The following is a 16,783-nucleotide window of genomic DNA, read 5'->3' as shown; positions in this document are numbered from 1 at the left end:
TGTGTTTGATAAAATTTATGAAAAATAAAATCCTGTCAAATCTCACTATAATGAAACTATCAAGAGAGAGAGGAAGATGGGGATGAAAAAGAAAATGAAGAAAAATGTTACGACCTTGGCAATATCAACAGGTCTTGTAACTAGCGTGTTTAATCCGATTTCAATTACACACAATGTTCATGCACAACAAGTATCAAAGGTGGAACAAGTTTTATCAGCACTAACACCAGCTCAACGCGAGGCGATTAAACAATTAAAAATTAGTGACAAAGAAGGACTTCAAGTTTCTCCAGATTTAGATTTAACAAGTGATGCGCCAACTTCTGTCATTGTTGAATTTAAGGACAAGCCTGCACAAACAGCAGTGATGGTAGCAGAAACTCAAGGAACAACTGTTTCTGAAGCGGAGGCACAAGCAAAAGTAGATGCTTCACACGAAACGTTTGATAAAGATTTAAAGGGGATTTTTAGTAAAGAGTTAAAAGAAAAGAAAAACCCATACAAAATAAAACGTTCATATAAGAAAGCATTTAATGGAGTTTCAATGACTCTCCCTGCTAATAAAGTAAAATCACTACTTAAATCGAATGCTGTTCAAGCAGTATGGAGTGATTTACAAGTTCAGCTAGATGATCCATCAACTAAAGTACAAGATTCTGGGGAGCAAGGTCCAACTCATAACATGGTAACATTCCCTGGAATAGAAAAACTTCATCAAGAAGGATATACAGGAAAAGGTGTAAAAATTGGTATTCTTGATACTGGGATTGATTACAATCACCCAGATTTAAAAGGCGCTTTTAAAGGCGGTTATGATTTCGTTGATAATGATAATGATCCAATGGAGACAACATATGCAGATTGGAAAAAGTCCGGAATGCCTGAAACGAATGGCGAGACTTATTACACTGAGCATGGAACACATGTAGCTGGAATTATTGCTGGTCAAGGTAAAAACAACGCAGATTACGCAGTAACAGGAGTTGCTCCTGACGCTGATATTTATGCTTACCGTGTTTTAGGGGCATATGGATCTGGTTCAACTTCAGCGATTTTAGCTGGTATTGATAGAGCTGTTACAGATGGTATGGACATCATCAGTATGTCACTTGGAGCAAACTACAACGATCCATTATTTCCTACAGCGATTGCAGTAAATAATGCCGTACTTTCTGGGGTAACAGCAGTAGTTGCAGCGGGAAATTCTGGAAACAAGATGTACTCACTAGGTGCACCTGGTAATGCTCCTTTGGCAATAACAGTTGGAGCAAGTGATACTTCAGCAACGATTCCAAATTATACAGCGACAGCAAAATCAACAACTGGAGATTTGCCAGCTAATCTGAAATTGGCTGCTCAAGGTCTTTCTGATAATATAGCAGATTTCCAAGGAAAAACATATCAAATAGTTAATGTTGGTACTGGGGCGGAAACTGCCTATTATAAAAGAGATGCAAATGGAAATTATACAATACCAGTCGATGTTACTGGAAAGATTGTACTTGCTCAACGAGGTACTCTAGGTATAGAAGAAATTGTTAAAAGAGCTAAATCACATGGAGCTAAGGCTGTAGTTTTAATTAATACTTCTGGAGATACATTGCAAGATGTTTTCTTAGGTAACGTATATGGGTATATACCAACCTTTTTAATAAATAGCGCACAAGGTATGAATATTAGTATAAAAATACCTTTAAATGAAGCCAATAAAGGTAAGACATTGGATTTTACATTTGGTGATATGAGCCAAACTGTAACGACAGGTAATAAATTAGCAGATTTTAGCTCTAGAGGTCCATCACGTGTGCTATATGATATTAAACCAGAAGTAACAGCACCAGGTGTTTCTGTATTCTCAACTGTACCTTCATATATGCATAAAGATGATAATGGAAATCCATTACCTGATTATAAATATGCTTATGAACGCTTATCTGGTACATCGATGGCAACACCTAACGTTTCAGGAGTAGCAGCACTATTAAAACAAGCTCACCCAGACATGACACCAGCAGATATTAAGGCATCTCTTATGAATTCAGCTGATCCGTTAAATGATAAATATAGTGTTTACGAAGTAGGGGCAGGCCTTGTAAATCCATACAAAGCTGTTCATGCACAAACAGAAATTCAAGTGAAAGATCAGACAAAAACGTTAAGTAGTAATGCTAAAAATACTGATGATTCAATTACGCTTGCTAGTAAAGGAATCAAAACAATTAAAAATATTACTGGTGCATTAAGCTTTGGCGAACAAGCTGTTGAAGGCACGGATTTTTCAGATTCACGTTCAATGACGATATTTAATAAGAGCTCTGAAGATAAAACATTTGATGTAAAGGTTCAATTCCAAACATTGGATGCACGATTCACTAATGATTCTAGAGCGGATCAAGATGCTGCTGCAAACGGTGTTACATTAGATGTGAAATCATCTGTCAAAGTAAAACGATATAGCAGTACGAATATGGATGCTACAATTAATGTTCCTAAAACTGCGAAGCTTGGAACATATGAAGGTTATGTAGTCTATACAAATCAAACAAATCCTAATGAAACATATAAAATTCCGTTTGCTATTCATACAGTAAAAGAGGGAATTGACTATGTTACTGGTAATCCAGCAGCCTTTACATTACCATATGAAGCAGGAAGTAATGCAACAAAATGGTCAGTTGGCGTTAACTTTAAACTAAATTCTCATATGCGTACATTTGATTTCTTCTTAGTTGATCCAAAAACAAACGAAGAAATCGGTTATCTTGGTACAGCAGATGGAATGGGTGCAGATGAGAATACTGAGTATTATTTCAGAGGTGTGTTAAACAATGGGCAATATAGTCCTTTAACAGGAGATCCAGACAACCCTGTTGGATTTGGTTTTGATGAAGTTACACCAGGTCTATGGAAAATTAGAATGGTTGGTACAAATGATAATGGTGAAACCTTCACTAAAGACGCTCCAATTTTCTATGGTGAAAAAGAGCCTAAAGTTACGATGAACTATGAAGCTGGTCAAATTGTAGAAACTGCTAATGCATCTGATAAAACTGTTACAGTATCAGGTAATGCATTTGATAAAAATATAGCTGAAATGCAAGCAGCTGGTATTACTGCTTCGCAAGGCGAAAATAAAATGTATTATTATAATCCAAATAACTCCGCTGAAATTAATATTCCAGTAGACGAAAATGGAAACTTTAATTCTACTATACCATTGGCTACAGCTGGTCCAAATACTTTACCAATTACTGAGTATGATTTCTATGACAGAGATAAATCAACTGTAGAAAATTATGGAAGCTTTAAAGACGTATACTTTATTAAAAAAGGAACTGCTTATACTACAGCAATTTCTGATAAACAACGAATCAACATGGGAGATTCTACAACAGTAACATTCTCAACTAAAAATATAGCAACTCCAGTTAAAAAAGCTGAATACTCATTCTTATATCCAGCTAAGTTCTTAGACGTTACGAATGTAAAGCCACATGGAACATATGATGGAAAATTAGATGTTAAATATACAAATACAACTTTTAATAAAACTTACAATGTAATGACGATTACAGCAACAGCAACTGGTGACTTAGCAACAACGGGGATTGCTGGAGATACTTCTTTAGTAGACTTGACTTTCAAAGCAAAAGACCAATACTACAAAGGAGCAATGCAGTTAGAAGATCCAACTGGTACATCTAGATTCTTTAAAGCTGTTTATACAAATGTTGATAATAGTACAGTTACGACTCAAGGCATTCAACCTTATTTCTATGTGACTCCTACTTATTCTCTAATGAGAGGCGCGGTTCAAGCAGAAGGATTAGCTTCAGGATTTGATAATTTAGGGAATGCAATAATGAATACGAAGATTGATTATAATAAAGCAGGTTCAAAAATTAGTGTAAAAGATTCAGATGGTAAAGAATATGGAGTATCTGATCCTTTAGGTTATAGTGTAACTGCTCCACAAGGTTTTACATCTAGATTACCAATTACGGACAAGCCTTTCACTTTATCAATTGACGTACCTGGACATTTCACATTCAAAAAAGATTTTACAGTTGGTATAAAAGAAGACGGTAAAGTGACAGCTGGATCTAAACCGGTTGATTATAGCTATATCCCAGGTGGAGATGTAAATAAAGATAATGTCATTGATGTAAAAGATGCTCTTTACATTCAAACTTATTGGGGAACTAATAAGCGTGATGCGGATATCAACTATGATGGTGTAGTTGATGAGAAAGATATGCAGTATGTAATAGATAACTACTCAATGCAAAATCCATGGGACGACAACTCACCTAAGGCAGTTAAAAAGTATAAAGGTAAATCTTTAGATGATGTTTTAACTGATCTTGGTTTAGAGTAATTGAATAAAAGTTTTATAGTAAAATCGGTGACGACAATATGTCGTTACCGATTTTTTTTTATTCCAGTTTAGAGAGGAAATTTTAAATTAAAACTATACTAATAGGCACACAATCAGACCTTCATTCATAATACTACGTTAAAGGTTCCTTTTAGCAGGTTGGTGGTTGAATTGGGAGGAGAGTCAAAAGCATTAGTAGGATCTGTCATCGTATCAATTGGAACAATAACAGCTGCAATTGGTTCAACCCCATCTAACTACATAAAAAGTAGTATTCGTGATGACCTAAGTCTAATAGGTAATGTTTTGCAGGCTACAGGAAATGGTATTGATGCTGAAGCAGAGGGGACCGTACTTAGGGCAGTTGGTAAAGAAATAACAGCAAGTGGGAATATTACGGTTACTTCAGGGCTGGTTTTTGACATTTCAAAAGAAGCATCCTACAAATTATTCGTTGCAGGAAACTTGTTACAAGCTTTAGGGTTAGGGGTTAATGTTGGAGAAGCAATCGAAACTACTCCTTTCCCAGGACAATCTGAAAACATTGTAGGTGGACTAACACAAATTATAGGAAACACCATGCAAGCAATAGGGTGGTCAGCAGCATTACAAGAAATTATAGCAAATGAAAATAAGCAAAAAGAGTTTGGCTTTTATGGGGATTACTTCAAAAAAAGTAATACAATATCGGAATCTGAAACATTGGTTGCAACAGGAAGCTGGATTCAAGCAATTGGATCTGTTATTTCAGTAATTGGAGTAATAAAAGAAGAAATCGGAGCAAACTCAGTGGAAAGAGAGTAGGACTGAAGTCTCTCATAAATAGGTTAGCCTAAAGTTTTAACTTAAATTTAAATTTAGACAGAAGCGGAGATAAGTGGTTTCTGCTTTTTTGTGTTGTTAGAAAACGTCCTAATTATGTTAAAATGCATTAAAAGTTGAAAAATAAAATAACATAGAAGAGTTTTAATTTCTATTACATAAATTAAAATAAATAAAAAAAAATTTTTTAACCCCCGTATCTTTTTATACTCTTATTCCGTTTATAGGTTAGAGAGTGTTAATAAAGGAGTGAACATAAATGTCTAGTAAGTTTAGTCTTCACAGCATAGAAAAGGAAGAACAGGATGAAGCAACTGACGAATTTTATTGGCAGAAGTACTATCCTAAATTGCAACGCTATTGTCGGTTTCTAGCCCAAAATGAATGGGATGGTGACGATATTGCACAGGAAGCATTTTTTAAAGCAGTAAAATATTATCATAAAGAAAAAATGAATTCGGCTTTATTAAATAAAATAGCTTACAACCATTGGATTGATACTTTACGAAAAAGAAAAGAAGAAACGATAACTCCTGATTTTGAACTTTCTAAATATGTAGCTAGTCATCCGATTGATCATAAAATGAATAGTGTGGAGCTCTTACTTAAACATTTTACTCCAAAACAAGCGGTTATCTTTTTTCTAAAAGAAGCATTTCAATATAAATCCAGGGAAATAGCAGACATTTTAGGAACGACTGAAATAGCCATAAAATCTAGCCTGCATCGAGCAAAAAAGCGTCTAGATAAAACAAACAAAGAGGAACAATCCCTTTCTATTGAATATTTTTGGAATGAGGAAGAACGGATGAAGCTTGAAGAAATTTTTCATTTAGCTTTAGAAGTTCAAGACCCTGCTGTTTTAATTCAAGCGCTTCCTTCCTTTGATCGTATTATTGAAAATCCTAAAATGATATTCGGTAATTTCCAATCATCCCGTACTCAAACTCCTTCAAGCACTCTCTGCATGGCTGCATAGCCAATTAACGCTTTTAAGGAGGATTTTTAAATGACGACAGTTCCTTATGTAATTGAACAATCTAATCGTGGTGAACGTTCATATGATATTTATTCCCGTTTGTTAAAAGATCGAATTATTATTATCGGTGATGAAATAAATGATCACGTAGCAAATAGTGTAGTTGCACAATTGTTATTTTTAGCTGCAGATGCACCTGATAAAGAAATTTCACTTTATATAAATAGCCCTGGTGGGTCGACTTCAGCAGGATTTGCGATTTATGATACGATGCAATATATAAAGCCTGATGTTAGAACAATTTGTACGGGAATGGCAGCGTCCTTTGGTGCGATGCTTTTGCTGGCGGGAACAAAAGGGAAACGTTTTGCACTGCCGAACAGTGAAATTATGATTCATCAACCATTAGGAGGAGCAAGGGGCCAGGCAACAGAAATCGAAATATCTGCTCGAAGAATCTTAAAATTACGTGAGCATATTAATCAAATAATCTCTGACCGAACAGGACAGTCAGTCGAGAAAGTAGCAAAGGATACAGATCGAGATTATTTTATGAGTGCAGAAGAAGCGAAAGAATATGGAATCATTGATGAGATTCTGTATCCTAATAATTAAATATTATTTCTAATGAAAAAGGTTAGCGATGCTAGCCTTTTTTGCATGCTTAAAAACTTTATCATATAAAATTGTTTGTTCAATAAAAGAGGACTGTAAGACAAGGTTAAGTGCTAATAATTTAAATTTATTATTCTCTCAAAAAGAATGTATAAGCTAATTTTCTATGAATAGCATTAGTTAGTAGGTTAATAGTTCAATCTAAAAACTAAATTCAATTATGTAAATCTCAATGAAGGAGATCAAAATGACATTCGAACAAAAACGTATAGCAGGTTTTATGCACCGAGGTATTACAGAAGAGAACACTTACTTCTTTTTAAATGATTTTACTTCCATATTAGTAAGTGGGGAAGACACAAACGGGGCTTTTTGTGTCTTGCATTGCAATGGTAAAAAAGACGGTGGACCTCCTCTGCACGTACATGAATTAGAAGATGAAACATTTTATGTCTTAGAAGGGGAAATTACTTTTTTTATTGGGGATCAAACAATTTTAGCAAAGGCTGGAGATTATGTATTTGCTCCTCGAGGAATTCCCCACACATTTAAAGTATGTTCTGAAGAAACACAATTCATTGTTACTGCTTATCCATCAGGTTTTGACCAATTTGTTAAAGAACTATCTGAACCATTTTATAAAGGATTCAAAAAACCTGAAGATCCTCCTTCAGCTAAAAAAATTCAGAAGCTGATAGAGGTGTCAAAAAAATATAAAATTTCTTACCCAACTATCTAATTTAATTTCATGATACTAAATTTGGTCGAAATTTAAGTTTTTTTGGATAAAAACTTATTGAATTAAATAAAGGTAAATTATGGGAAGTCTAGAATGTGTTAAGTTGAAAGAAATCAGAGGGAATTTAAGGAGGAAGAACGAATGCCAAACGAAAATTCAAATATCGGGATTATCCTAGGAAGCACTCGCAAAGGTCGAGTAAGCCCACAAGTAGGAGAGTGGGTAAAAGGGATCGCGGACAAACGTGGAGATGCGAATTATGAAATTGTAGATATTGCTGATTACCAATTACCGTTTTTTGGAACAACTGATGGAACTGAGCCTGGAATTGCAGCTTGGAATGGAAAACTTGCTAGCTTAGATGGATTTGTATTTATAGTATCTGAATATAATCACAGTATATCAGGTGCGTTAAAAAATGCACTTGATTTAGCTCGTGAAGCTTGGAACAACAAAGCAGCAGGAATCGTAAGTTATGGTTCAACTGGTGGTGCGCGTGCAGCAGAACACTTACGCGGAATCTGTGGTGAGTTATTAATTGCTGATGTGAAAGTTCATCCAACATTGTCTATATTCACAGATTTTGAGAACTTCTCTACCTTTAAACCTGCGGATCTACATCTAAATAATGTTAATTTAATGCTTGACCAGGTTGTTGCTTGGAGTGGGGCATTGAAGGTTTTAAGAAAATAAAAAAAGTTTTTAATCTGAAAATCGATTAAAAAACGTTTATAGTATTTAATACTTAGCTACCAAAAAGTACTTATAGCAGTAGACAAAAAGTTTGATTTTAGTAGGTTAAGAGCAATTCCTGATTTTCCAGGAGGTGTTCTTTTTTTTTTGCTAAATTTGACGGATTTCTCAGTTTGTCACAAGGGATTTTTTTGATAACTTGATTGGGAAGCGATTAACAACAACATCAAAAAATTGTCCTTTGAAATATCGAGTATACTTAAATTAGACATTGTTTAAAAATGGGGTGATGAATAATGAGTTTTTTAAATAAGTTAGACCATATTGAAGCGGCAAAACATTTTATTCATAAGTATTTTCCAAACTGTCAGGGGGCATTATTAGCGGGTAGCGTAGTTCGAGGTGAGGCAACCGAAACATCGGATCTTGATATCGTTATTTTTGATGCAAGCCTTAACTCTTCATATAGAGAGTCGTTAAAAGAACTCGGATGGGACATAGAAGTTTTTGTACACAACCTAACTTCCTATAAACATTTTTTTGAAAGTGATTACAAGAGAGCTAGGCCTTCACTACCAAGGATGGTTTCTGAGGGATTCATTTTAAAAGATGAAGGAATAATTGAGGAGATAAAAAAAGAAGCAAATGAATTATTAGATAAAGGACCAGAAAGATGGACAGTGGAAACGATCAAGATAAAGCGATATTTTATTACGGATGCACTAAATGATTTTATAGGTTCCTCTAATAGAGCAGAAGATTTATTTATAGCTAATACAATAGCCGAACTAGTAAGTGAATTCGTTTTAAGAACAAATTGTAAATGGATTGGTTCTTCAAAATGGCTTGTTCGCTCGTTAAGAAATTATAATGAGGATTTCGCGAACTGTTTTGTAGAAGCTTTTGATTCGTTTTATACGACTGGTGAAAAGGACCGAATAATCAAATTAGTTGATGAAGTTTTGCACCCTTTTGGAGGAAAGCTGTTTGAAGGTTTTTCTTTAGGAAAAATGTAAGTTTCTTAATTTAATCGTAAGTTAGTTAAGGAAAAGGAGTCCTATTTGTGGCTCTTTTTTATTTTGGAAAAATTTAAAAGCCAAAGAGTACCTATTTTAATAATCGCGTTCCTACTTATGTTAAAAATTCAAAATTTTTCGACATTTATACCACTTTTGATAGGTCATTTATCCTGTTTTTTTCGTCAAGGTTATAGAATTTTTGCTAAAAAAATACGTTTTGTATTTAATTTTCCCCAATTTTCAGTTTTATTTTCCAGACCAATATATAAAAAATCCGACAAAAAAATATAATTTATTCCATGATATAACATATTTTTATATCTATTAGACATTGTTGCATGTGAATTTGATAAAAAAGTTTGTTAATGAAATAAGTTGAATTCCCCCAATACACGTTCACTGGGGTTGGATGTAAAATTTGAATGTATTTAATTAACAACCACGAAAATCAGATGAATAGGAAAACTTAAGTTTGTTATTATATTTAACTATTACTCTATCGATCCAAGGTGGATTTAAGTAAATACGAATAAAATTGTAGGAGTGTTGTTATGAAAAACGGAAAATTTAAAGCGTTTAAAGTTATGTCTACAACTGCTTTAGTATCATTACTTTTTACTTCATTGGCTTTTGCGGATAACGATAACATTACATCTCAAACTGATTCAACTGATGTTAGTTTTGAACATGGAACATTTTCTAAGGATAATTTAGATTTATCTCAAGAAAACTCATTATATAAAGAAGGCAACAGTCAAGAAGCTACAAATCAAGATGTTGCAAATACGTTTAAACCAGATGATGAAGTGCATTTAATTGTTGAGGTAGATGAGCCAGCTGATAGCGAGCAAGCGACACCTGAGCATAAAAAAGCAATGTTTAAACAAAAACAAGACAATGTAATTGATGAAATCTCAAAAGAAAAAAATTCTAATTCAAATGCTGCTTTTAAAGTAAAGCACCGTTACTTTGAAGGTTTTAATGGGTTTAGTATTGAAACAGAATATAAAAATTTAAAAGATATCCAATCGATTCCTGGTGTTAAGCATGTTCAAGTAGCTAGAACATTCCACGAAACGATGGCAGCAAGTAAAGAATTAGTACAAGCTCAAAAGGTATGGGAGCAATATGGTTATAAGGGAGAAGGCCTAGTAGTAGGTGTTGTAGATTCTGGTATTGATTGGAAACATAAAGATATGACACTATCAGATGATGCTAAAGCAAAAGAAAAATGGACGAAGGATAAATTCGATCAGTTTGCAGGAACAACAGATGTAAATGAAACTTGGTATTCAGATAAAGTACCATCTGGCTATGACTGGGCAGACAATGATACGGATGTTATTCCTGGGCCAAAAGGTAGTTCGCATGGTACACACGTTTCTGGAACAATTGGAGCAAACGGTGATGATTCTAAAGGTGGAGTTGCTGGTATCGCACCAGGCGTACAGTTATTAGCAGAAAAAGTATTCTCTGATAATGGTGGCGGTGCTTATGAAGATGATATTATTGCAGGAATCGAGCATGCTGTTACAATGGGTGCAGATGTAATTAACATGAGCTTAGGTAGCGATGCAGGCTATGTAGATGAAAATTATGATCCAATTCAAAAAGCAATCAGAAATGCGACAGAAAAAGGTACATTAGTTGTAGTAGCAGCTGGAAATTCAGCATTCAGTTCACAAGCTCTTTTAACGCCTGCAACAGTAAAACCATTTGCAGAAAATCCTGATATTGGAACAGTAGGATCACCAGGAGTGAGTCCATTCGCAGTATCGGTTGCTTCCTATGAAAATAGTAAAATTCATATGAATGCAATTTCGGATGGAAGTCTAGCGGTACCTTTCAAAGATCATTCTCAATATGGACAAGCATTTAATGTATCTAATAATCTATTGCCGAATACAAATTATGATTTGGTATATGTAAATGAAGGAAAAACAGCGGCTGATTATCCAAAAGGAAAAACGAATTACATTGCCGTAGTTAAACTTTTAAATTCATATAGTACTGTCTCGAGTATTCAATTTGCTGCAAAAGCTGCAGGAGCAAAGGCGATCATTATGATACCATCTTCAAACACGCCTGATTATGCAACTCTACCAGTAACTGGTTCTGCAACACCGACTGCTTCAACAGGTAAATCGATCGGTCAAGCATTATTAGATAAAATGAGTAAAATGCCTACTGGTCAATATTTAAGTATGAAAAATATCGGCGATTATTGGGTAGATAATCCTGCTAAAGATACGATGTCTTATTTCTCATCAATGGGTACAACTCCAACATTAGATTTTAAACCTGAAATTTCGGCTCCAGGTGGAAATATTTATTCAACAATACCTGGAAATCGTTATCAAGTAATGAGTGGTACATCGATGGCGACGCCACATGTTGCAGGTGGTTCAGCTTTAGTATTACAATCACTTTATGAAAAAGGGCTACAACACTCAGAAGATACAGTTTTAAAAGCGAAAGTTGCATTAATGAATACATCTAAGGTCATTATGGATCCAAGAACAAATAATGAAGCTCCATATTCACCACGTATTCAAGGGTCTGGTTTAATGCAAATTCAAAATGCCATTAATACACCAGTTGTTGTGACGAATCGAAACGCTCCTTTGGAACAAGCTGGTTCAGTAGCATTAAAAGAAATCGGACAAAATACAAGCTTTAAGTTAAACGTAGATGCTTTTGATGCACCTAAAGGGAAAAATAATAGTGCGGATATTGAATACAATGTATATGTTGATTTATTAAAAGATAAGACAGAAACAAAGCAATTTGATTTTGATCATGATGGCCAATTAGATTCAAAAGATTATTTAACCTTATCAAGTGAACAAATTAAAGGAGCAAAGATCACTGTTAATGATAATATCGTAACAGATAAAACAGGGTCTACATTGAAAATCAAACCAGGTCAATCAAAAATGTTAACTGTTAATATATCATTACCGGATTCATTAAAGAAAAACAGTTTTGTTGAAGGATATGTTCGTCTTGTACCAGTGGCAAAAGACCAAGATAAAGCTGTACCGTTAACTATGCCTTATATGGGCTTCTATGGAAAATGGGATGAGCCACGAAACATTGATGCTCCAGCTTGGGAAAAGGATTCATTTGCAGGTCATACGGCACTTTGGAATGATACTACAGAGGGAGGCGCACCATTAGGATACAATGGGAAAGGCTTTGACCTTAACCATATTGCATTCTCTCCAAACTATATTGATAAGGGTATCTTTGGAGGAATGGCGGTTTTACGTAACCTAGAAAAAGCCGAGGTCTCTATTGAAGATTCTGCTGGAAAACAACTTAAATATCTAGGTGACTATAGTGAATACACAGGTACTGGTGAGCCTTGGAGATTTAATAAAAATATAATGTTTAATGCGGATTACGGATATAGTTTATATCAATGGGATATGAAAGACGCATCAGGGAATTTTGTTCCCGATGGTACTTACTATTACGTAATTAAAACAACATTAGCATATCCAAACGCTAGACCACAAACGGTTAAAATGCCGATGATCGTAGACTCAGTTGCACCAAAAATTTCTGATATTAAAGTAACACCAAACAACGGTAAATATGATATTACATTTAATGCGACTGATAATGCAACTGACTTTAACTTTGCTGATGTTTATGTAAATGGAACATTTTATGAACTTAGACCGGGCGTAACGAAACTAACGGTTAATACAGAACCAAAAGGTATGGTAATCAGATCTCTTGATTATGCTGGAAACAATGCTTGGACAACATGGGGCGATCAAAGTTATAATAAACAAACTATGGCAATGGTAACTTGGGGTATTTCTCCATCTACAGGTGTAAGTGCATCTAAGCCTGCGAGAATTTCTCTATATGGTTATAACAGAGTAGACTGGACAATTAATATTAAAGATGCTAAAGGAAATCTTGTAGATTCATCTACATTCGAAAATGAGCATACTTTTAGTACACAATGGGCACCAGAAAAAGATCTTCCAAGTGGCACATATACGGTTACAGTAGATGTTGTTACGAAAGATGGCTTTAAAGTAACAACAACGCCTAAAACTATTACGGTTACTCAATAATACTAAATTACCAAAATAAAAAACAAAGGCTCAGTGAAAACTGAAGCCTTTTGTTTTGTCTTTTTAATTTTCGTTAATTGTAATTCAAGTCGTCTTTATTACTTTTTAGTTTACCTTGAATTAGGACAACAAGTAATAAACTAACCGGAATAATAATTTGAAGTGGAATGTGAAGCAAGTAGGGTACTAAATGGATCCCTTCTAAATGGTGCTCAAGAAAACTAGAAGCGACCCATAGGGAAGTAAGAACGGTAATCATACCAATAGGATAGACTAGTTGGTCACTTTTCTTTATATTAAATAAATCTGCTGCTCCAGATACCGCACAATAAAAGTAAATTGTAATTTTTACAAAGGCATTGCATACTGAAATTACTACTATGAAAGTATCCAATCTTTGAATGAAATCGGCAATATTAATATAACTAACTGATGTTAGAAGTGGATAGGTTGTTCTTTCAATAACGGAAGGGCCTAGTATTGCAGTATTTAAAACTGCAAATAAAGTTAATACAAGACCCGAAAATAGTAAAGCTGGTATTCCTACTTTTATTGCTAAATTTTGTTTAGTTAAATGGGGCATAATCATTGTAAATGTAACGATTTCACCAAAGGGAATAGTTAAAGAAATTGGGAAAGCCGCTTTTAATACTGGTGTCCATCCATTTTCTAAAACAGGTCTTAAATTATCAATTTTTATTAATTTTGAAATGATTTCAAATCCTATAAATATAACAGTAAGAAACATGATCATGACAAAAATAAATTCACACGAACGAGCGAATGTTTCTAGTCCTTTAGAAATAGCATACATGATTAATAACACCATGATTAATCCAATAGAAATTAGAGAAGAAGCATTATATAAAGTGATTGTTAATAAATCCTCAAAATCACGTAAAGCACGTGCAGCAATATAAATAAAATATAAGATATATAGTAATGCAAGTATTTTCCCTACATATTTCCCTAAAATAATTTGAATATATTTTGTTAAGGGAAGTTCAGGAAATAATGAATATAACTTAATATACACAGCAAAAATTATACAAGCTGAGATGAGTCCGATCAATAAACTAATCCATCCATCTTGTTTAGCTCTAGCAAATATTTCAAGTGGTGGAGAAGCACCGACCCCAAACATAAAAATCATACAAAAGAATTGAAAACCACTTATATTTAATTTACGATTCATTTGAATTCCTTCTTTTGACTTCTAATTTTTCTTCTAGATGTTTATTTTTTCCATAAAATTCTATTTTATTTAAGAGTTAATAAGTTATTTTTTTTTGACTAAAAAACTAGCTAGAAGTTTATCAAAATTTAGTATAATAATAGCAATTATAAATAAGGAAATGAGGATGTCATTACGTGGATATTAAGGTTGATGATTTAACTGGAAATGAAGTTGCTATGTTAATTAGTGAGCATCTACAAGGTATGACACAGCATTCTCCACTTGAAAGCATACATGCTTTAAATCTTGAAGGATTAAAGAAACCGGAAATTACATTCTGGAGTGTATGGGAACATAGTGAATTAGTTGGATGTGGGGCTCTAAAAGAACTTGATCCTTTGCATGGAGAAGTAAAATCAATGAGAACTTCTTCAGCTCATTTAAGAAAAGGAGTGGCAAGGCGCATGCTCCAACACATCATCGAAGAGGCGAAAAATAGAGGCTACAAGAGAATAAGTTTGGAAACAGGTTCAATGGAAGCATTCGATCCAGCAAAAAAACTATATGAACTCTTTGGATTTAAGTATTGTAAGCCTTTTGCTGATTATAAAGAAGACCCTAACAGTGTTTTTATGACATTAGAATTGTAATATTTTTTAAGTAAAGTTGCTGTTGTAGCAACTTTATTTAGTTTAATCCTCAACTAATTAGCCCTCTAAATTAAAAGAATGAAAAAATTTTAAAATAAAATTAGTACCTAGTATTAATATCTGGTGATATAATATTGGAAAGATATTAAAAAATATGACTGAGGTGACCATAATGCAAAATTCGAAAGCACGTATCACTGCAATAGGTTCATATGTACCAGAAAAAGTATTAACAAATAAGGATTTAGAAAAAATAGTTGAAACAAATGATGAATGGATTGTAAAGCGAACTGGCATAAAAGAGAGAAGAATTGCAAATGAAAATGAATTTACAAGTGACATAAGCTTTAAGGCAGTAAAAGACTTGATGGAAAAATACAATAAGTCTGTTGAAGATGTTGATATGATTATCGTTTGTACGTTAACTCCAGACTACAAAACACCAAGTGTTGCTTCAATTATCCAAGCAAAGCTTGGAATAAAAAATGCTGGGGCAATTGATTTAAATGCAGCTTGCGCAGGTTTTACTTACGGTTTGTATATGGCAAATGGATTAATTACATCCGGATTAAATCGAAAAATTCTAGTAGTCGGAGCTGAAACTTTATCTAAAATAACCGATTATGAAGATCGCACTACTTGCATTTTATTTGGTGATGGCGCTGGTGCAGCTTTAGTAGAGTATGATGAAGAACAACCTAGCTTTATTTCCTCTTACCTAGGATCAGAAGGCGAAAAAGGCAAACATTTATATTGTACAAATTTATCAAATCAAATGTTTGGCGAAGAGCTAATTAATAATAATAATATCATTCAAAATGGACGCGAAGTATACAAATGGGCAGTTACGACAGTACCAAAAGGAATGCAAGCTGTACTAAACAATGGATCCACTTTATTAAATGAAGTCGATTGGTTTGTTCCACATAGTGCAAATTTAAGAATGATTGAATCAATCTGCGAAAGAAGTGAATTTCCAATCGATAAAACATTAAATAGCTTAGTAGATTGCGGAAATACATCATCAGCAACGATTCCATTATCTTTAGTTAAGGGCGTTAAGGAAGGAAAACTTAAACATGGAGATAAAGTTTTACTGTATGGATTTGGTGGTGGATTAACTCATGCAGGATTACTTATTAATTGGACTTTGTAATAGAGCTTTTAAGCAAAAACTCATTTATACCGAGAAGATGAATATAAGTTCCTCAGGAAGGAGCCATGAGTTAGTAAAACAGCAAAAAGAAGTAAATAGGTTACTCATGAGTGGTTCATGAGTAAGTAAAACAGCAAAAAGAAGTAAATAGGTTACTCATGAGTGGTTCATGAGTAAGTAAAACAGCAAAAAGAAGCAAAAAGGTTACTCATGGGTGGTTCATGAGTAAGTAAAACAGCAGAAAGAAGCAAAAAGGTTACTCATGGGTGGTTCATGAGTAAGTAAAACAGCAAAAAGAAGCAAATAGGTTACTCATGAGTGGTTCATGAGTAAGTAAAACAGCAAAAAGAAGCAAATAGGTTACTCATGAGTGGTTCATGAGTAAGTCAAACAGCAAAAAGAAGTAAATAGGTTACTCATGAGTGGTTCATGAGTAAGTAAAACAGCAAAAAGAATCAAAA

Annotated in this window: 11 protein-coding genes; 10 read left to right on the top strand and 1 reads right to left on the bottom strand. The window is 34.0% G+C overall.

The window, feature by feature from the left end; translation table 11 throughout:
• Positions 1 to 82 precede the first annotated feature (82 nt).
• The 8 genes from BED47_RS17420 to BED47_RS24440 all read left to right on the top strand — a co-directional run bounded on the left by BED47_RS17420 (position 83) and on the right by BED47_RS24440 (position 13,339).
• Entirely contained in the window at positions 83 to 4,378 is a 4,296-nt protein-coding gene (locus BED47_RS17420) for a S8 family serine peptidase (RefSeq protein WP_175403516.1), read from the top strand.
• A gap of 171 nt (positions 4,379 to 4,549) precedes the next feature.
• Positions 4,550 to 5,182 carry a DUF6944 family repetitive protein gene (locus BED47_RS17415; RefSeq protein WP_069034686.1) on the top strand — a complete coding sequence of 211 codons (633 nt, stop codon included), beginning with the start codon at positions 4,550 to 4,552 and terminating at the stop codon, positions 5,180 to 5,182.
• A 277-nt stretch (positions 5,183 to 5,459) separates the two neighbouring features.
• Positions 5,460 to 6,179 (top strand): sigma-70 family RNA polymerase sigma factor, encoded by a 720-nt coding sequence (locus BED47_RS17410; RefSeq protein ID WP_069034685.1) that lies wholly within the window; start codon positions 5,460 to 5,462, stop codon positions 6,177 to 6,179.
• A gap of 30 nt (positions 6,180 to 6,209) precedes the next feature.
• Positions 6,210 to 6,794, top strand: a complete 585-nt coding sequence (gene clpP, locus BED47_RS17405; protein ID WP_069034684.1) for an ATP-dependent Clp endopeptidase proteolytic subunit ClpP — start codon at positions 6,210 to 6,212, stop codon at positions 6,792 to 6,794.
• A 247-nt stretch (positions 6,795 to 7,041) separates the two neighbouring features.
• Positions 7,042 to 7,533 carry a quercetin 2,3-dioxygenase gene (locus BED47_RS17400; RefSeq protein WP_069034683.1) on the top strand — a complete coding sequence of 164 codons (492 nt, stop codon included), beginning with the start codon at positions 7,042 to 7,044 and terminating at the stop codon, positions 7,531 to 7,533.
• Positions 7,534 to 7,674: 141 nt separating this feature from the next.
• Positions 7,675 to 8,226, top strand: a complete 552-nt coding sequence (locus BED47_RS17395) for an NADPH-dependent FMN reductase (protein ID WP_069034682.1) — start codon at positions 7,675 to 7,677, stop codon at positions 8,224 to 8,226.
• A 296-nt stretch (positions 8,227 to 8,522) separates the two neighbouring features.
• Entirely contained in the window at positions 8,523 to 9,242 is a 720-nt protein-coding gene (locus BED47_RS17390; RefSeq protein WP_069034681.1) for a nucleotidyltransferase domain-containing protein, read from the top strand.
• A 554-nt stretch (positions 9,243 to 9,796) separates the two neighbouring features.
• The gene (locus BED47_RS24440; protein WP_069034679.1) at positions 9,797 to 13,339 is read left to right on the top strand and encodes a S8 family serine peptidase; all 3,543 of its coding nucleotides are present in this window, start codon (positions 9,797 to 9,799) and stop codon (positions 13,337 to 13,339) included.
• Positions 13,340 to 13,412: 73 nt separating this feature from the next.
• Here BED47_RS24440 and BED47_RS17375 read toward each other — a convergent pair whose 3' ends face one another.
• Positions 13,413 to 14,534 (bottom strand): GerAB/ArcD/ProY family transporter, encoded by a 1,122-nt coding sequence (locus tag BED47_RS17375; RefSeq protein WP_069034678.1) that lies wholly within the window; start codon positions 14,532 to 14,534, stop codon positions 13,413 to 13,415.
• A 176-nt stretch (positions 14,535 to 14,710) separates the two neighbouring features.
• Here BED47_RS17375 and BED47_RS17370 point away from each other — a divergent pair, with 176 nt between their 5' ends.
• Positions 14,711 to 15,166, top strand: coding sequence for a GNAT family N-acetyltransferase (locus tag BED47_RS17370; RefSeq protein WP_069034677.1), 456 nt, complete (start codon positions 14,711 to 14,713; stop codon positions 15,164 to 15,166).
• A 172-nt stretch (positions 15,167 to 15,338) separates the two neighbouring features.
• Positions 15,339 to 16,322: a ketoacyl-ACP synthase III gene (locus BED47_RS17365; RefSeq protein ID WP_175403515.1), complete on the top strand. Its 984-nt coding sequence runs from the start codon at positions 15,339 to 15,341 to the stop codon at positions 16,320 to 16,322.
• Positions 16,323 to 16,783: the final 461 nt, after the last annotated feature.

The sequence above is a fragment of the Gottfriedia luciferensis genome (genome assembly GCF_001712755.1).
Taxonomy (GTDB): Bacteria; Bacillota; Bacilli; order Bacillales; family Bacillaceae_G; genus Gottfriedia; species Gottfriedia luciferensis_B.
The sequence above is the reverse complement of the archived record's forward strand: the minus strand, read 5'-3'. Positions and strand labels throughout refer to the sequence as shown.